15 protein-coding genes are annotated in these 16,488 nt (G+C 67.5%); 7 read left to right on the top strand and 8 right to left on the bottom strand.

Annotated elements, in window-relative coordinates:
- Nucleotides 1–23: 23 nt before the first annotated feature.
- Complete coding sequence (locus ABZ803_RS29305) at nucleotides 24–821, bottom strand: DUF2470 domain-containing protein (RefSeq protein WP_357044209.1); 798 nt, start codon at nucleotides 819–821, stop codon at nucleotides 24–26.
- A 101-nt stretch (nucleotides 822–922) separates the two neighbouring features.
- Here ABZ803_RS29305 and ABZ803_RS29310 point away from each other — a divergent pair, with 101 nt between their 5' ends.
- Nucleotides 923–2,014, top strand: coding sequence for a hypothetical protein (locus ABZ803_RS29310; RefSeq protein WP_357044211.1), 1,092 nt, complete (start codon nucleotides 923–925; stop codon nucleotides 2,012–2,014).
- 46 nt (nucleotides 2,015–2,060) lie between these two features.
- On the opposite strand, the gene ABZ803_RS29315 is transcribed toward ABZ803_RS29310, so the two are convergent.
- The 4 genes from ABZ803_RS29315 to ABZ803_RS29330 form a co-directional block, all read right to left on the bottom strand.
- Nucleotides 2,061–3,311: an alpha/beta fold hydrolase gene (locus ABZ803_RS29315; RefSeq protein WP_357044213.1), complete on the bottom strand. Its 1,251-nt coding sequence runs from the start codon at nucleotides 3,309–3,311 to the stop codon at nucleotides 2,061–2,063.
- A gap of 44 nt (nucleotides 3,312–3,355) precedes the next feature.
- Nucleotides 3,356–4,354 carry an SMP-30/gluconolactonase/LRE family protein gene (locus ABZ803_RS29320; protein ID WP_357044215.1) on the bottom strand — a complete coding sequence of 333 codons (999 nt, stop codon included), beginning with the start codon at nucleotides 4,352–4,354 and terminating at the stop codon, nucleotides 3,356–3,358.
- Between the two features lie 325 nt (nucleotides 4,355–4,679).
- Nucleotides 4,680–5,399, bottom strand: a complete 720-nt coding sequence (locus ABZ803_RS29325) for a metal-dependent hydrolase (RefSeq protein ID WP_357044217.1) — start codon at nucleotides 5,397–5,399, stop codon at nucleotides 4,680–4,682.
- Between the two features lie 357 nt (nucleotides 5,400–5,756).
- Nucleotides 5,757–6,281 (bottom strand): AAA family ATPase, encoded by a 525-nt coding sequence (locus ABZ803_RS29330; RefSeq protein WP_357044219.1) that lies wholly within the window; start codon nucleotides 6,279–6,281, stop codon nucleotides 5,757–5,759.
- A 385-nt stretch (nucleotides 6,282–6,666) separates the two neighbouring features.
- On the opposite strand from ABZ803_RS29330, the gene ABZ803_RS29335 reads away from it, so the two are divergent.
- From ABZ803_RS29335 to ABZ803_RS29350, 4 genes are all read left to right on the top strand, one after another.
- Nucleotides 6,667–7,701 (top strand): hypothetical protein, encoded by a 1,035-nt coding sequence (locus ABZ803_RS29335; protein ID WP_357044221.1) that lies wholly within the window; start codon nucleotides 6,667–6,669, stop codon nucleotides 7,699–7,701.
- A gap of 135 nt (nucleotides 7,702–7,836) precedes the next feature.
- Nucleotides 7,837–8,472 (top strand): histidine phosphatase family protein, encoded by a 636-nt coding sequence (locus tag ABZ803_RS29340; RefSeq protein ID WP_357044223.1) that lies wholly within the window; start codon nucleotides 7,837–7,839, stop codon nucleotides 8,470–8,472.
- Between the two features lie 505 nt (nucleotides 8,473–8,977).
- Nucleotides 8,978–9,562, top strand: a complete 585-nt coding sequence (locus ABZ803_RS29345; RefSeq protein WP_357044391.1) for a hypothetical protein — start codon at nucleotides 8,978–8,980, stop codon at nucleotides 9,560–9,562.
- A gap of 256 nt (nucleotides 9,563–9,818) precedes the next feature.
- Nucleotides 9,819–12,032, top strand: coding sequence for a molybdopterin oxidoreductase family protein (locus ABZ803_RS29350; RefSeq protein WP_357044225.1), 2,214 nt, complete (start codon nucleotides 9,819–9,821; stop codon nucleotides 12,030–12,032).
- A gap of 74 nt (nucleotides 12,033–12,106) precedes the next feature.
- On the opposite strand, the gene ABZ803_RS29355 is transcribed toward ABZ803_RS29350, so the two are convergent.
- A complete protein-coding gene (locus ABZ803_RS29355) occupies nucleotides 12,107–12,700 on the bottom strand; it encodes a TetR family transcriptional regulator (RefSeq protein WP_357044227.1) in 594 nt (197 codons plus the stop codon).
- 94 nt (nucleotides 12,701–12,794) lie between these two features.
- Between ABZ803_RS29355 and ABZ803_RS29360 the strand changes: the two genes are divergently transcribed.
- Both ABZ803_RS29360 and ABZ803_RS29365 read left to right on the top strand, forming a co-directional pair.
- The gene (locus tag ABZ803_RS29360; RefSeq protein WP_357044229.1) at nucleotides 12,795–13,226 is read left to right on the top strand and encodes a tautomerase family protein; all 432 of its coding nucleotides are present in this window, start codon (nucleotides 12,795–12,797) and stop codon (nucleotides 13,224–13,226) included.
- Entirely contained in the window at nucleotides 13,219–14,358 is a 1,140-nt protein-coding gene (locus ABZ803_RS29365) for an alcohol dehydrogenase catalytic domain-containing protein (RefSeq protein WP_357044231.1), read from the top strand. Before ABZ803_RS29360 ends, ABZ803_RS29365 begins: the two co-directional genes overlap by 8 nt.
- A gap of 34 nt (nucleotides 14,359–14,392) precedes the next feature.
- Here the strand turns inward: ABZ803_RS29365 and ABZ803_RS29370 are convergent, their stop codons facing one another.
- Both ABZ803_RS29370 and ABZ803_RS29375 read right to left on the bottom strand, forming a co-directional pair.
- Nucleotides 14,393–15,364, bottom strand: coding sequence for an enoyl-CoA hydratase/isomerase family protein (locus ABZ803_RS29370; protein ID WP_357044233.1), 972 nt, complete (start codon nucleotides 15,362–15,364; stop codon nucleotides 14,393–14,395).
- Between the two features lie 151 nt (nucleotides 15,365–15,515).
- The gene (locus ABZ803_RS29375) at nucleotides 15,516–16,418 is read right to left on the bottom strand and encodes an alpha/beta hydrolase (protein WP_357044235.1); all 903 of its coding nucleotides are present in this window, start codon (nucleotides 16,416–16,418) and stop codon (nucleotides 15,516–15,518) included.
- Between the last annotated feature and the right edge of the window lie 70 nt (nucleotides 16,419–16,488).

Raw genomic sequence — 16,488 nt, forward strand, 5'->3', positions numbered from 1 at the left:
CGCGCAACCGTCACGATCCGCGCTCACGCCATCCGCGACCGCCGCGCCAACTCCACCGTCGCCGCCCGCAACTCCTCGACCGCGTTGATCCGCTCCGCATACCCGACCCTGGTGCGAGCCACACCCCGCGGCGTCACCACCCGCAAATCCAAACCGTAGCGGTCGGCACGCTCACAACTCGCCCCCGTGGCATCCGGGTACCCACCCAACCGCCGCGCCATCGCCAGCAACGCCTCGGCATGATCATCATTGAGATGCGCCACCGCCCGAGCCGCCCCCGGAATCACCGGATCCGGCTCCGCCGCCGCATACTCCTCCGCACTCGCCGAATCCATCCGCCCATACCCGCCGACCCAGCGCACCCGCCGCACCCGCAACACCCACAACGAGAAATCGCTGTAATCGATGTACATCCGCCCCGCCGCCACCGCCGCCAGATACGCCTCCCTCGCCGCGACCGCCTCCCCACCCACCGGCCGCTCCACCACACCCGACAGGGTGATCCGCGCCCCCGCCAACGGGTCCGCAGGCGGATCCGGCGCCACCACCGCCAAGCTCGCCCGCCCGTCCGCGGCCAGATTGCGCCCGTGCTCGGCCAGCCGCGACACACACAACACCGGCTGCCCCGCCGACAACCCATACGTCACCAACGACGCCCACGGCGAACCATCCTCCGTCAAACTCGCCAGCGTCGCGGTATTCACCGACGCCGCAACGGTTCTCGCCTCCTCCGCAGCCGAGGGCCGAGCCGGATACAACACCGGCGCCAGCGGCGGCGGCACCGAAGGCCCGTCACCAGGAGCACCATGATCGACAGTCATGCCCCCATCCTTCCAGCGCGTCCAGGCGAAACGCCGCACAACCTCACACGAGCGAAGCAATTGACCGAGCGCATCCGCCGCCGATCGACCAGACTTGCCCAGTGACCAGATACGCATTCGATGCCGACCGCGCCGCCCTCGTCGCCACCTGGGCGACCGGACGAGGCGACCTCGCCCAGACGGTGGCCACCCTGCCCCCGCAGGTGACCAAGGACCAGGCAACCGATCTGGCGTCGAACCTCACCACCCTCTCGCGGTTCCAATGGCGCACCTACACCCACCCGGCCAGCGCCGCGGGCGACCCCGACGTCCCCAACAGCGAAGCATGGCGCCGCGCCGAAGAACGCCGGAACTTCAAAGAAGTCGAAACCGGACTGCGCAGCCCCCACCTGCCCACCGACGAAGGACTACTCGTCTCCTACAGCGGCGTCGTCGAATCCGCCCACCGCATCGGACGCACCCTGCACGACATCGACGACGACGCCCTGCTCGACACCATCGCCGCCGAAGTACGCACCGAACAGGAAGCCATCGAATCCGCCGAACGCGGCGACCTCTCCGGCCGCGCCCGCCAAGCCGTCGAACTGTCCCGCCCCGACGTCTCCCCGGCCCAGGTCCACGCCGCCGACGCACTCCTGCGCGCCGACCCGCTCGGCAGCATCGAACTGTTCACCGAACTCGACCCCGCCTCCGCCTCCGTCGCCGCGGCGCACTGGCTCTACGCCGCCGCCGAAGTCGCCGGAGAGGCCGCGAGCGTACCCACCACCGATGTCGTCGCCGAAGCCGACGACATCGAAGCACTCCAAGTCGAGACCCCCACCCTCGTGCTCGAACGACTCGCCGCGGGCGACACCCCCACCGAAGTCGTCCTCGAACTGATCGCCGAAGCGATGGCCGTGCACGAAGGCCGCGTCCCGGCCCCGTGGAGCCTCGTCGCCCGCGTCGCCGAAATCGAAACCCAAGCCCACCGCTTCGGCGTCGACGCCGACACCCGCGAGGCAATGCTCACCGGCTTCCGCATCAGCCGCCTCGACCCGGCCCGCCCCGCCCTCGACCTCCTGGAAGACCTCCTCGACGGCATCCGCGGCTGCCTGCTGCTCTACGCCGCCAACACCGACCACGCCGACCCCGAATCCCACTTCGCCGAAGACGTGCGCCTCGAAGCCGACGCCGACCCCGAAGACCTCCTCTGAACGCCCGGGCGGGACACGGCCACGCCATGTCCCGCCCCAGGAGAGCTCAACCGGACACTTCGCCGGGAACCGCCGACGCTTCCGAGGTCAACCAGGCGCGCAGCGCGCGGTAGACCGCATCATGATTGAGCAACGTGAAATGATGCGCCGACGCCAGATGCATACCCTTGTCCACATCGAAGCCGATCCGACGCGTCCGGTTCCGCCCGCCGCCGCTCGGTGCGAGAACCAGCCCGTCACCGATCACGCGGCCCAGCGGATGCCGCGGACTACGCGTGACGGTAGCCGTAACGAAATAGTGCTCCGCACTCATCAGCAGCGGCACCTCGCGGATCACCCGGCGACGCAACGCGTCGGCATCCAGATCCCGCCAATCCTCGTCCACCAACGAGCCATCCCGAAGATCACGAATCCCGGCGCTGCGACGACGCAACAGACGCCCGAACGGCCGGGTCTCCGGCAACCGCACCAGCGCCGCCGACGCGTAGTGCACCAACTGCTCCAGCGGCGCGCCCATATGGGGTGAACCGAGACACACCACCTGCCGCACCAGCTCCACCCACGGCACCCCGGCTTCGCTCGCCACGAAACACGCGCCCCGCGCGACCAGCCCGCCCATCGAATGACCCACCAGCGAAACCCGCTCCACCGGCACCGGCCACCGCTCGACCAGGCATTGCATCAGTTCGCTGAACTGTGCGGCGTTCTCCGAGATGTGCAGACCGCTGTTGTACCGGACCTGTAGCGCCGTGCAGCCCGTATCGGACTCCAATCGCTCGGCATAGGTCGGCCCGCCGCCCAACCGCCACGCGTGCTCGGTCTCCACCAACCCGTGCAGGAAAACCACGATATGCGCACCCGGTTGCCGTACACACGCGCCGACCAGCTCGGCGGGCACGGGAGCGCCGTCGATCCGGAAGGTCATCGGCCCGGCCAGAATCGGTCGCTCCCGCTCGAGTTCGTCGCCGATGAGTCCCTGCACCGCGGCGAGCAAACCCGACCCGTACACCGTGCGTGACGGCGCGGCCCCCGGCAGATCCGCGGTCCGTTCCGCGACCATGCCCGCCGCCACCGCCGATCCGCCGACCACACGATAGACACTCTCGGCGATCGCATCGTGCATCAGCTCGACCGGAGCCGCCGCCGGGCCGACGCCCCAGCGCACGGCCGCGAACACTCGCCGCGCGATCGCGCGGTGCACGGCCGCGATCCCGTCGACCGCTCCACCGAGTTCGTCACCGGCCAGCCGGGCCAGCGCCCTGACCTCCGCTTGCCGTCGGCGCGCCTCTTCCGTCATGACATGAGTGTACAAGTGTGCACTGAAAAGTGGGCGGAGGAGTCCTACGGCACTCGCGACACGGCTACCGCCCGCTCGCTGAGGCTGCCGAGATACAGCACGCCGTCCTGCTCGACCACGCCGGTCACCATCGAATAATCGGCGCCCTCCATCTGGAGGTCGTGCACGACTTCACCCTCGAAATCGACCGCCATCACCCACACCGTCCGCGCCGGCTTCGGCTGCACCCACTCCGGCAGCGTCCACACGATGCGCCGCAGAATGCCCGGAAGTGGAAGGAGGCGGTCCAGCAACGGATTTCGCGGCGAAGGAAGGGTGATCCAGATCAGGCCGTCGCTGCCGAGCCCCAGGTTGTCGGGGAAACCCGGCAGATTCTCGATCAACCGTTCCTGCGTGCCCGCCTTCGCGCCGGTGAGCCAATAGCGCGTGAGCCGGTAGCCGCCGGTCTCCGCGACGACGACACTGGAACGATCGGGCGCGAGGACGACGCCGTTGGCGAACTGCAGATCGGGAATGAGCGTTTCCACCTTGCCCGCGGGATCGCGGCGGAACAAGCGCCCGGTACCGGAGTGCTCCAAGATGTCGCCCATGTACTCGTCGAGTGAGTACCTGCGCGACGACGCGGAGAAGTAGATCGTGCCGTCGGGAGCGCGCACGACATTGCTGGCGAATCGGAGTCGCTCTCCATCGATCTCGTCCACCAGTACGGTCAGCGCGCCGGAAGTGTCCAGCTCCAGTAATCCACGCTCGAAATCGCAGATCAGCAGACGTCCATCGGGGTCGGCATGCAGCCCGAGCGGGCGTCCGCCGGTGTTGGCGAGTTCCCGTACGTCTCCGGTCGCCGGATCGATGCTGAGAATCGCACCGTCCGCTACGCCCGCGATGATCCTGCCGTCGGGGGAGAGCACCACATCCTCCGGTCCGGCGCCGGGCAATTCCAGGCGCCGTATCCCCGGAAGGGGAGGGGTACTGCGGCTTTGACGTGCCCGAGCAGGGGAGGGCGGCGGCGTCCACCGCTGCGGCTGCATGGTCGAGGCGAGCATGGCATCAGGGTAGCCCCGTGCCTGCGGAGTTCCGAGGAAAACGATGCCGGGCAGGCGAGCCCGCTTCGGCGGAGGTGGGCACCGGGGTCTCCTGCTGAATAACATCTAGTTACGTAGATATGCGCATCTAGCAATATGTTCCTCCCAGCCCATCCAGCTCCAGAAAATCCAAAACAACAAGGAGGGGAGGGGGTCCGACGAACGAATTCGGCGGCCGGGCTACACGAAGCGGGCAGGTTCGCCCGGGGTGGCGCTGCTGCCGGCGTTCGTCGCGACTGCCTCGCCGGAGCCGGGACGGGCGACGCTGGGCAGCAGCGCCGAGGTGTCACGGCTGGTGCGTGATGGTGTACCAGAGGATGGCCAGTGTGCCGAGCGTGAACAAGGGTGCCACGAGGAAGGTTTCGACCTTGTTCCCGGTGCGATCGATGATGGGAAGGCTGACGCGGAGGTCGAAGGGCCAGAACAGGCGGCAGCCACGCTCGGTGAGGCAGTCGCCGATCAGATGGGCCAGCGCGCCCAGCCCCACCGCGAACGGCAACCAGACCGGCTTGTCGGCGATCCAATGCTCCATCGCGAAGGTGCCCGCGGAGGCGAGCGCCACGATCGGACCCCACGCCTTGAAGTTGTTGCCGGACGGGCACAGATGTAGTGCGCGCACGGCCAGGGCCAGCAGGAAGAAGACCAGGCTCAGGGTGAACCAGCGTCCGAGCCAGTGCTCGCCTGCCCAGGTGCCGTAGGCGACGGCCGCGACGAATGCCAAGGAGTGGGTGGCACCGCGATGACCGCCCGAGACCCACGAGATCAGCTTGCACGCAGTGTGCGTGATCGGACCGAGGGCGTGCGAGATCGTGCCCTGGGGGTGGTCCGCATCGGGCAGCAACGCGGCCCCGGCGGTGAGGAAGACCCCCAGCAACAGATCGACGGTACCGAGATGTCCCGTCGCATCCTGGAGAGCCGGAAACGTCAAGATCGTTACCGGCAGCGTCGCCACTGCCGCTGACCAGGCCAACGCGCCACTGGTCGCATGTGAATGTCCAAGCACCATTCGAACGTTAGTTCAGCTTGCTATGGGTTCGCGAATGCCGTTGTCGCGCGGGGGAGCAGCCTGGTGTGGGCGCTTTCCATGGCTGTGATGAACTAGGGGAGTGCTGGTGCGGTGCGGCGCCCGTGCAGCTCAGGCGCGAAGATGCGGCAAGGTGCTGCCGAAGCTGACCAGTCGCTGGCTGTTTCATCGAAGCCCGCATCCCAGCCGAGGCAAAGAAAAGATGGCGGTACGCTGCTATGCGTATCTATACATGTGAAACATCTCAACACCCCACCCGACAGATCCAAACCATCCAAAAGAAGCATAGAGCGGGGGGAGCCTCGGCAGTCCAAGGCAATTCGGATAGCGATGATCTCGCTAGAGGACGTCGCCGATGGCGACTGTCGCCGCGGCCATCACCCGGCGTGCGAGTTCCGGACAGTCGATCGGAGCGGTGGTGTCGACGGTGACGACCGGAGCGAGCGCGAGGGGTTCGGCCAAGCGCGCCCATCGATCCCAATCCTGCGCCAGATGCGCGTCGTCTTGATAGAGATCGGCGCGCGGGCGGCCGCGAAATCGCGCACGGGCAACGTCGGATGGCACCGCGCACCAGACCTCAACCGCGCGTGTTGCGCCGGAAGTCGCGAGCCCGGTAGCGGCATAGCGCGCGTCGCGCGGCTTGAACCACCAGGAGTCGACCAGGACCACGCCGGGTAGTGCGGCGGCGAGCGCCCACCCCGCCTCCATCGCGATCGCGCCGATGTTCGGCAGCACAGTGGTGTCGTCGAGCCCGGAACCCAACGCCTCCTTGATCAGGTCTTTGGAAATCAAATGCGCGCCGAGTTCCCGTGCCAGGGGCGCGGCCAATGTCGACTTCCCGGAGCCCGGGAGGCCGTTGACCATGATGAGTAGTTCGCAGATGTGGCACAACCTCCTGAGCGGCCCGTGAATGCCGGGACGGGCGAATGGCGTACAGCGGTGACCGCCGGAGGTTCGACCGTCATGTCGTGATTCTTGTTGCCCGACAGTATGTTCAGCAAGACTCCTGAACGATTCGGTTCGGCCCGGGGGACAGGGGAGTCGCCTTGCGGTGTCCCACCAGTGAACCGATCGCTGGGTGTTTCCCAGATCTGGGGATCTAGGCCATCAGTGCGCGCCTACGCTGCATCGCGTAGTACGACCTGATCAATTGCCTGCTCTGGCTCCCAGTTTCGGGGATCGATGTGGCAAATGTCTGGTTTCGAGCAGGTCGGCTCGATCAGCGGTAGGCCATGTGTAGGAGGTTGCGGTGGGTGAGGGGCGCGGAGTTCATCTGTGCGGCAGTGTCCCGTTGACGGACGCGCGGACGGTCTTCTCGGAAGCGGCGCGGCGGATCGGACCGCACTTGAAACGCATCCCGGACGGTGAGACCGGGATCCGGGACAACTGGGTGGTATGGCAGCTGCCGAAGATGCAGGCGCATCCCGACCTGGAAACCGTTCCGCCGCCGAGCCCGGAGTACGGGCCGAGTGAGCGGGTGCAGCCCAAACCCGGCGTGGACGCGGCGTCGATCGACTTCGGTCCGTTGGGTTACGCGGAGGCGGCCCTGGAATCCTGGCAGGTGTTCCGCCAGCTGCGCGAGGACGGGACGATCCCGGCGGGCATCCGCTTCCAGGTGAGCTTGCCGACCCCTATCGCGGTGATCGGGGCATTCGTCGCGGGACCGCAGGGGGAGTTGGAACGCAGATACGAGGCGCGTCTGCTCGACGAACTCTCCGCCATCGTCGCCGCGATCCCGGCCGAAGACCTCGCGGTGCAATGGGATGCCGCGGTCGAGTTCGCCATCTTCGAGGGGATCTTCCCTTCGTGGTTCGGATCGGACTACCCGACGCAGCTCGACGAAGTCGGGCAGCGGCTCGTCCGGCTGGGTGCGGCGGTGCCCGAAGCGGTCGAGCTCGGCTACCACCTCTGCTACGGCGATTTCGGTCACCGTCATTTCGCGGAGCCCACCGACACCAGCCGGCTGGCGGCGGTCGCCGCCCGGATCGTGGCCGGGCTGGACCGGCCGGTCAACTGGCTCCACCTGCCGGTCCCACGTTCACGTACCGACGCCGACTATTTCAAGCCACTCGCCGACCTCGTCCTTGCCCCCGAAACCGACCTGTACCTGGGCCTGGTGCACGCCACCGACGGCCGTGCGGGGGCGCTGGAGCGCATCGAAGCCGCCCGGTCCGCGGTCACCGCGTTCGGCATCGCCACCGAGTGCGGTATGGGACGCCGTCCGGCGAATCAGATTCCCGCTTTGTTCGATCTGCATGCGGAGCTGGCGGAGATCTTGGCCTGAGTTCGAAGACCTCGGCGCCGGACCACGTTCGGGGTTGGGTCCGGCGCCGAGACCGGAATCCGAGATGCGATCCGACCGCAATACAGTGGGTCGGCAAGGGCCTGGGCGCGCGATATCGAATCAGGGGGGAGTTGCATGCAGGACCTGTACGTGGTGAGTCATCCGCACGCGGAGCACACCGAACGTGATCTGGTCGGTGGATGGTACGACTCGGAGTTGACGGCGCGCGGTCGGCGCGACGCCCACCTTGTGGCGGCGGAGTTGGTGCGGCGGCGTGACGGAGCGATGCGGCCGGTGCGGATCACGACGTCGGATCTGGCTCGGTGCACCGAGACCGCGCAGATTCTGGCGGCCGCGCTCGGCGTTCCGGTTGCGGCGGATCAGCGGCTGCGGGAGATCAGCTTCGGGGAGGCGGGCGGTCGACCGAACGCATGGCTCGCGCAGCGCCAGGTCCCCGCGCCGGATCATGATCGGCTCGACCATCGCGGTCCTATCCCTGGGGCGGAGACGCGGCGTGAGGTCGCGACCCGTGTGGAGGCGTGTGTGCGTGAGTTGATGACCGACACGGACCATGACCACATCGTCGTCACGCACGGTTACGCACTGACATTCGTCCTCACCACGTGGATGATGGTGCCGGTCGAGGCGGTCGGCTTCGTCTCGTTCTCGACCGCGCCCGGCGCGATCACGCATCTGCGACACGACGATTACTGGCGCAACCGAGCGGTTCTCAGCCTCGCCGATACGTCTCATCTGACTGTCGAGCCGTAGGGGTCGCTCGGGTGAGGGAAGGGTCGGAAGGTGCCGGGCGACGCTCTAGTTGACATAATGTTGATTATCGGCGTACTTCCGGCGCAGGTCGTGGGGTGTGGCTTATCGCGGTACGTCGTTGCCGCTGTACGTCATTCGCTGCCCGTGCGGCCTGTCGGGTCGACTACGGGCTCTCGGGTGGGCGGTGGTCGTTGCCGGGCGGTTGAACCCTCTTGGCGTGTTTGTCCGCTTCGTGGAAATTTTCCGGTGATTCTTGGCTTGGCTGGTGAATCTTGGGTTTTCCCTAGAGTGGTCTCCCCTGGTCTAGTCTTCGGATGCGCATAAACGTCACAGTGACGAATTGGGGGCTGCTCCGGTGTGGTGGTTGACTTCGGTGGCTGTTGTTTTGAGGTCCAGTGATTGGTGATTGGCTCTGGTTGTGGTGTCCAGTTGTGGGCAGGCTGAGTCGGTGCTGGTTCGTCGGTTGATCGCGTTGTATGTCGGATTGTGGTTGTACGGGTTCTCGATGGCCGTCATGGTCCGGGCGGGGCTCGGACTGGATCCGTGGGATGTGTTCCATCAAGGTGTGGCGCGGCAGGTGCCGATCAGTTTCGGTGCTGTCACGGCGGTTACCGGCATGGCGGTGCTGCTGGCCTGGATTCCGCTGCGGCAGATGCCCGGACTGGGCACGGTGAGCAACGTCGTGGTGATCGCCGTGTCGGTCGATGCCGGGCTGGCGTGGCTGCCGTCGTGGGATCTGCTCGCGGTGCGGGTCGGGGCCATGGGGGCCGCCGTTGTGCTCAACGCGGTGGCGAGTGTGTTGTACATCGGCGCGGGAATGGGTCCGGGGCCGCGTGATGGACTGATGACTGGACTGGTGCGGCGAACCGGGCGATCGGTGTGGGTGGTGCGCACGGCGATCGAGGTGGCCGTGCTGACGACGGGGTTCGTTCTCGGCGGCAGCGTCGGCATCGGAACGCTGGTGTACGCCTTCGGGATCGGCCCGCTGATTCACCTGATGATTCCCGTGGTGAACCGATTCCTGCCGGGGTTCGCGGCGACGAAGCCGGCGCCTGCCGCCCGGGAAGCCGCCGGGGTACCGGCGGCGTAGCTCGTCTCCCCTGCCGATCCTCTTGGTAACTCAGCTTTAATCGTCACTGTGACGGTTAGGGCTGAGCTGACCCTCGAGGTCGTCGGCCGACCGGACGGCGCGTGATCATGACGTCCGAAATGATCTGTGCGGCGGTAGAAGTAGGGGAAGTGTCAGCGCAGCCCCGGATCGCGCGCGGAGCGGTCGTGTGTGTACCCGCGTCAATCTTACGTACAGCCCTGTACGGAATGTGGTGTCCCCGGTTAGCCTGTGGAACATGAGTGCTACCACCATCGCCCGGCAGTGCACGTTGTGTGAGGCGCACTGCGGAATTCTCGTCACGGTCTCCGATGACCAGGTGACGCGGATCGAGGGTAATCCCGATGACGTGCTGTCGAAGGGGTACATCTGCCCGAAGGCGACGGCGATGGGCGGGTTGCACCATGACCCGGATCGGTTGCGTACGCCGGTGCGGCGAGTGGGTTCCTCGTTCGAGCCGATCGGCTGGGACGAGGCGTTCCGCGAGATCGGGCAGCGGTTGCGGCAGGTGCGTCGCGAGCACGGGAACAGTGCGGTCGGCATGTATCTCGGTAATCCGGCGGCCCATAGTTCGTCGGTGTTGTATGCGGTGCTGTTGCGGACGTTGCTGATGACGCGGAATTTCTTCTCGGCCTCGTCGATCGATCAGTTCCCGCAGGAGTTCGTCGCGTGGCGGATGTTCGGCTCGAATGTGCTGATGCCGGTGACCGACATCGATCGCACCGATCGGCTGGTGATTCTGGGCGCGAATCCGGCGGTGTCGAACGGGTCGGTGACCACGATGCCGAATGCGAAGCAGCGGATTCGGGATGTGCGGCGGCGTGGCGGGAAGGTCGTGGTGATCGACCCGCGGCGGACCGAGACGGCGCGGCTGGCCGATCAGCACGTCGCGGTGGCGCCGGGCGGGGATGTGTATCTGCTGCTGGCGATGTTGCATGTGCTGGTCGCCGAGGATCTGTGCGACGAGAAGGCGATTCGGGCGTCGAGCACCGGCTGGGAGCGGTTGTGCGCGCTGGTGGCCGAGGCGTCTCCGGAGCGGATGGCGGTGTACGCGGGGGTGGACGCGGAGACGATTCGCGGGTTGGCCCGGGAGCACGCGGCGGCGTCCTCGGCGGTGCTGTACGCGCGAATCGGGGTGTGTCAGCAGGTGACCGGCACGCTGACGCATTGGTTGGTGAACACGATCAACGCGGTGACGGGCAATCTGGATCGGGCGGGCGGTCAGATGTTCGCGACGCCGCCGATCGATGCGGCGCGGTATGCGAAGTATCTGCCGGTGGGGTACGGGGCGTGGACGGATAGTTCTGGGACCTACAAGTCGTTTCGTTCGGAGTTGCCGGTGGCGGCGCTGGCGGAGGAGATGCTGACCGATGGGCCGGGCCGGATCCGCGCGATGATCACGTATGCGGGCAATCCGGTGTTGTCGACGCCGCAGCGCGGCCGACTGGGGGCGGCGCTGGACTCGCTGGATTTCTATGTGGCCGTGGACATGTACATCACGGAGACGACGCGGCACGCGGATATCATCCTGCCGCCGATTTCGCCGTTGGAGCGGGAGGACGTCAACATCCTGTTCCCGGTGTTCAGTGTGCGCAACAATTTGCGTTTCGACGCGCGGGTGTTCGAGCCGCCTGCTGATGGGCTGGAGGATTGGCAGATCATGGCGCGGCTGGTCACCGAGGTGGTGCCGCTGCCTGCTCGTCGGTTCACCGCGCGGGTGCTGAACGGGTTGTTCGATCGGGTGAGTCCGGTGCGGATCGCTGCGCTCGGGGTTGCGGCGGGTCCGTACGGGGTGTTGCGGCGGGGCCGCAAGGGGTTGACCGTGGGTAAGGCGCGTGCGGCGGTGGGTGGGATCGATTTGGGGCCGTTGCGGCCGAGGTTGCGGTCGTTGCTGGGGACGAAGGATCGGAAGGTTCAGGTGGCGCCGGAGGATTTCGTGGCGGCGGCGCGGGAGGTCCTGGCGGACGCGCAGCGCGGGAAGGCGGTGACCGCGCCGGTGGACGGCTATGACTTGAAGTTGATCGGGCGGCGTCATCTGCGCAGCAACAATTCGTGGTTGCACAATGTGCCTTCGATGGTGAAGGGGCGGGATCGCTGCACGGCGCTGATGCATCCGCAGGATGCCGCGGCGCGGGGGTTGCGGGACGGTGAGCCGGTGACGGTGCGTTCGCGGACCGGGTCGATCGTGGTGCCGGTGGAGGTCAGTGATGATATCCGGGTGGGGACGGTGGCGATTCCGCATGGGTGGGGGCATCAGGAGCCGGGGGTCGGGTGGACGGTGGCGGCGTCGTTGCCGGGGGCGAATGTGAACCTGCTGCACGATCCGGCGTTGACGGACACGTTTTCGGGGACGGCGGCGGTGAACAATACCTGGGTGGCGGTGACGCGGGCGCCGGTCGATTCCGGGGAGCAGGTCGGCGTGAGTGAGCGTGAGCCCGCGCCGACTGCTTGACGGGGTGCGGGTCGTGCCATTTTGCACCGGCTGCGGTTGATGGAGTTACCGAACGCCGGTGGGTCGCGGTGCGGTCAGTTCTCCTCGGGCGTTGGCGCGATCGTGTCCTGGACGATCAGTTCGAGCTTTCGGCTGATGCGGTCCAGCGCTCGCGTGCTGCGCTCGGCGCGGCACACTGCCACGCTTCCTTCGACGGCGGTGACGATCAGGGTGGCGGTGAGTTCGGCGTCGGCGGGGTCGGCGCCGTGTTCGCGCAGCGAGGATGTCAGCAGGTCGGTCCATCGGCCGAAGGCGGTGGCCGCTGCTTGGTGTGGCGCCCCTTCGGTTTCGGGGAGGTCTTCGATCGCGACCGCCAGCACCGGGCATCCGGCTCGGAAGTCGGAGTCCACCACCAGCTTTCGCCACATCTGTAGGAAGGCGCGTAATCCCTGGAGGGGTCCGTTGTCGAGTTCGCGGGCGAGTAGCGTCGCGGTGAGTTCGCCGGCGAAGGTGACCGCTTCGGTGGCGAGTTGGGTCTTGCCGCCCGGGAAGTAGTGGTAGGTCGATCCCAGCGGTGCGTGGGCGTGCTTGGCCAGTTCGCGCACGCTGGTGGCGTTGAGGCCGCGTCGCCGGATCATATCGGCTGCTCCGGCCACGAGCTTTTGGCGTGAGTCCGGGGATTGCGGCATCGCTACCTCCTTGTCTATGACGGCTGTCATATAGTAGCGTCCCCAGATTATAACGTCTGTTATAGACAGCGGACCGATACGAGGGAGAACGCCGATGCCGATGATCCACTTGACCCTGCCCACCGGAGTCCTGACCGCCCAGGCGCGCGGCGAGCTGATGAAGTCGCTGCCGAAAACCCTGCTGAAGTGGGAAGGCGCGCCCGATACCGCGTTCTTCCGCGCGCAAGCGTGGTGCCGCGTCGAGGAGGTGGCCGAGGGGTGTTTCGCCGCACTGGAGGACGACCTGCCCCGGTTCCGTGTGGAGGTGACCGTTCCCGAAGGCGGGCTTTCACAACGGCGCAAGGCCGGGCTCGTCGAGGAGGTCACCGAGCAGATACTCGCGGCCGCCGGTCTCACCGCGGGTGACGCGCTGCGGGTGTGGGTGCTGATCGGTGAACAGCCGGAGGGCACGTGGGGCGCTGCCGGGAACATCGTGAAATTCCAGGAGCTGGCCGCCCTGGCGCAGGGGCAGCGCGAGGATGCGTGAGCTGCAACTGGTTCGCGCCGGGCACCTGCGATGGCGGGACCGGCCCACACCCGTGCTGACCGATGCGCGCGATGCGATCGTGCGTCCCTTCGTGGCGGGTCGATGCGATGGTGACACCCTGCCGATCCATCGGCGTGTGTCTCGCGCGATGCAGCTCGGTATGCGGGCCGGGTTGATCGACCCGGTCGTGGGCAGCATCTGCGGGCCGGTTCCGTTCCGGGGTCCGTTCGGTATCGGCCACGAATGCGTCGCCGAGGTGATCGAGGTCGGCGCGGACGTCACCACCCTGCGCCGTGGTGACGTGGTCGTGGTCCCCTGGGCGGTCTCGTGCGGAGACTGTCACGAATGCCGCCTGGGCCTCACCGCGAAATGTTCCACCACACGCACTTCGACCCTGGCCGCGTTCGGGTTCGGCTCGGCCAGCGGCCCCTGGGGTGGCATGGTCGCGGATCTGCTGCGTATCCCGTTCGCCGATCACATGCTCGTGCCGATCCCTGCCGGTGTCGACCCTCTGCGGGTCGCCGCGGCCGGCGACAACCTCTCCGACGCCTGGCGTTGCGTGGTGCCCGCTCTGCGGGTGCGTCCGGACGGCAAGGTCCTCGTTCTGGGTGGCGCGGCGCAGAGCATCGGCCTGTACGCCGCCGGGTTGGCGGTCCGGCACGGCGCGCAGGTGGTCGACTACGTCGATCACCGGACCGAGCGGCTCGAGATCGCCGAAAAGCTCGGTGCCAGAGTGCACGCCACAGCGTCGAAGCGCGGAGTCCGGCTCGCTGATATCCCCCGCCGCGACTACGACATCGCTGTGGAGGGCACTTCATCGGCCGCCGGTGTCGATGCCGCGCTGCGGTCGTTGGCGCCGGGCGGGTTCTGCCGGCCGGTGGGCTATTACTTGCCCGTCGGCACGAAGGTCCCTTTGATGCATATGTACGCCAATGACGCCACCCTGAAGATCGGGGTCTCGAATGTCCGGCCGATCCTGCCGGAAGTGCTGGATTTCGTTGCCCGGCAGGATTTCCCTGCCGAGCAGGTCACTACCCTGACCGCGGATTGGGAGGACGCTCCCGAGGCCTACAAGGCCCACACCACCAAGCTGGTCCTGCACCGCAAGCCACTGCACGCCGCCGACCGATGAAGAGGCTGTCGCGGTGGCGATACGGCGCGGCTGGTCACTTGCTCACCTGGTCGACGCGGGTGCCGTCCAACCATGGTTGCGGGTCGGCGAGGAAGGGGGTGTCGGCGAGACGGTCGAGGTCTTCGAAGAAGGCTTTGGTGGTGCGGGCGGCCGCGGCGGTGGTGCCGACGGAGATGAATCCGGCTTGTTCGGCGTCCAGGCCGCGGGAGAGGGATTTGTCGGAGCCGAAGTAGACGGCGCGTTTGAGTTCGGCGATGGCGATCGGGTTGCGGGCGGCCAGCCGTGCCGCGGTGGCGTGGGTTTCGGCGAGCAGGTCCTCGGCGGGGAGCAGGCGGTGGATCAGTCCCAGGCGCAGTGCTTCCCGGGCGGTGAAGGGTGTGCCCTCGAGGGTGATCTCGATGGCTTTGGCGGCGCCGAGCAGGCGGGTGAGGCGTTGGGTGGCGCCGCCGCCGGGGATCAGGTTGGCGAGTGTCTCGATCTGGCCGAGGCGCACGTGTTCGGCGTCGGCGGCGTAGCGCAGGTCGCAGGCGAGCGCGATCTCGTGGCCGCCGCCGAGTGCGGGTCCGTTGATGGCGGCGAGGTAGGCGACGCGGGAGCGGTTCATCCGCAAGGTGGTGCGCTTCCAGCGGTGGCCCCAGACCAGGCCCGCGCCGAGGCCGCCGCCGTGGCGTTCGATCAGGTCGGTCGCGCCGGGGACGCGCAGCGCGGCCGCGGCGGCGCGCAGGAACGGTGCCGCGGCGCGGGCGGGGACGAAGGGATGTGGCCGGTCGATCATGCCGCCGAGGGCGGCGGGGTCGGCGTGGGTGAGGAAGCGGCCGGGTAGTCCCCCGGTGAGCACGACCGCGCCGATGGTGTCGTCGGTGTCTACCGTGGCGGTGAGGGTGTCGAGGTCGCGGACGACCGCGGGGGTGACGAAGTTGAGCGGGGGTGCGACGACGCGTGCGGTGAGTACTCGCCCGGTGCGGTCGAGTTCGATGGTGTGCAGGTGGAGGTCGGCGGCGGGCATCGGCGGCTCCTTCGGTGCTCGGGTGGGAACGCGAGAGTGTTTGCACGCGAACCTGTTTCGGGTGGGTCGGCCCCATCCTCGATGGTCGTCTACACGATAGTGTTCCGGACCGGCCTGGTAGCCGGTCCGGAACACGGTTCGCCGGAGGGAGTCAGGCGGTGGGCTTGTGCACTCGCTCGGCGTGGAATTCCAGCAGGGCCGCGAGGGTCTGTTCCGGTGCTTCCAGTTGTGGGTAGTGGCCGATGCGGGGCAGTTCCACCACGTCGGCGTCGGTGATGAGCTCGCGGTAGCGGTGTGCCATGTGGCCGCCGGAGACGGGGTCGGTGACGCCGTCGAGCAGCCGGATCGGGACCTGGGCCTGCTGCAGTGCGCCGACCCAGCGCCGGCGCTGTTTGCGGCGTTCGGCCATGTAGCGGATGAGTTTGTGGCCGTTGCGTTTTCCGTGTTTGCTGCACCACAGCAGCCAGAATTGGTGCAGTTCGATGTCGGTGGGTTTGGTGTCGGGCCCGAACACGGTGGCCAGGCTGCGGTGGAAGGTGCGTTCGGTGCCCAGGACACCGACGAGCGGGCCGAGGGGGCCTGCCAGCAGTCGCTGCACCGGCCGTGCGCGGTGGGCCTCGGGGAACAGGCCGCCGTTGAGCAGGAACACCGATTCGATCATCAGCGACTCGTCGCCTGCCGCGCGGCGTTCGGCGTCGCGTGCCAGGAGTTCTTGGGCGACGGTGTCGCCGTAGTCGTGGGCGAGGATGTGGAATCGGCCGATGCCCTGTTCGCGGAGCAGGTTCTCGTGGAGGTCGGCTTGGTCGGTGATGCGGTAGTCGTAGTGGCGGGGTTTGGCCGACCAGCCGAAACCGATCATGTCGGGGGCGATGACGCGGGCGAAGCGTTCGCACAGACCGGGCCAGATCCGGTGCCAGTCCCACGATGCGGTGGGAAATCCGTGGATGCATACCAGCGTCCCGTCGGCGCCTGAGCCTCCGTCGCGCCAGAAGATCTGGTGGCCGCGATGAGTGTGGCGTCGTCCGTTCGCCCGCCAGGACGCGAACTCCTCCATGTCTACCTCCTTGTCGTCGACAAGCATGGCGCGTGGGTGCGCCGGGCACAGTAGTTCGGCCGACCGCGCA

Source organism: Nocardia sp. NPDC047648, from assembly GCF_040642815.1.
Lineage (GTDB): Bacteria > Actinomycetota > Actinomycetes > Mycobacteriales > Mycobacteriaceae > Nocardia > Nocardia gamkensis.

What these genes read in the sequence shown, in the direction of transcription:
- ABZ803_RS29305 (WP_357044209.1), bottom strand. Translation starts at nt 821, where the DNA reads ATGACTGTCGATCATGGTGCTCCTGGTGACGGGCCTTCGGTGCCGCCG.
- ABZ803_RS29350 (WP_357044225.1), top strand. Translation starts at nt 9,819, where the DNA reads ATGAGTGCTACCACCATCGCCCGGCAGTGCACGTTGTGTGAGGCGCAC.
- ABZ803_RS29360 (WP_357044229.1), top strand. Translation starts at nt 12,795, where the DNA reads ATGCCGATGATCCACTTGACCCTGCCCACCGGAGTCCTGACCGCCCAG.
- ABZ803_RS29365 (WP_357044231.1), top strand. Translation starts at nt 13,219, where the DNA reads ATGCGTGAGCTGCAACTGGTTCGCGCCGGGCACCTGCGATGGCGGGAC.
- ABZ803_RS29330 (WP_357044219.1), bottom strand. Translation starts at nt 6,281, where the DNA reads ATGGTCAACGGCCTCCCGGGCTCCGGGAAGTCGACATTGGCCGCGCCC.
- ABZ803_RS29325 (WP_357044217.1), bottom strand. Translation starts at nt 5,399, where the DNA reads ATGGTGCTTGGACATTCACATGCGACCAGTGGCGCGTTGGCCTGGTCA.
- ABZ803_RS29340 (WP_357044223.1), top strand. Translation starts at nt 7,837, where the DNA reads ATGCAGGACCTGTACGTGGTGAGTCATCCGCACGCGGAGCACACCGAA.
- ABZ803_RS29355 (WP_357044227.1), bottom strand. Translation starts at nt 12,700, where the DNA reads ATGCCGCAATCCCCGGACTCACGCCAAAAGCTCGTGGCCGGAGCAGCC.
- ABZ803_RS29320 (WP_357044215.1), bottom strand. Translation starts at nt 4,354, where the DNA reads ATGCTCGCCTCGACCATGCAGCCGCAGCGGTGGACGCCGCCGCCCTCC.
- ABZ803_RS29370 (WP_357044233.1), bottom strand. Translation starts at nt 15,364, where the DNA reads ATGCCCGCCGCCGACCTCCACCTGCACACCATCGAACTCGACCGCACC.
- ABZ803_RS29315 (WP_357044213.1), bottom strand. Translation starts at nt 3,311, where the DNA reads ATGACGGAAGAGGCGCGCCGACGGCAAGCGGAGGTCAGGGCGCTGGCC.
- ABZ803_RS29345 (WP_357044391.1), top strand. Translation starts at nt 8,978, where the DNA reads ATGGCCGTCATGGTCCGGGCGGGGCTCGGACTGGATCCGTGGGATGTG.
- ABZ803_RS29375 (WP_357044235.1), bottom strand. Translation starts at nt 16,418, where the DNA reads ATGGAGGAGTTCGCGTCCTGGCGGGCGAACGGACGACGCCACACTCAT.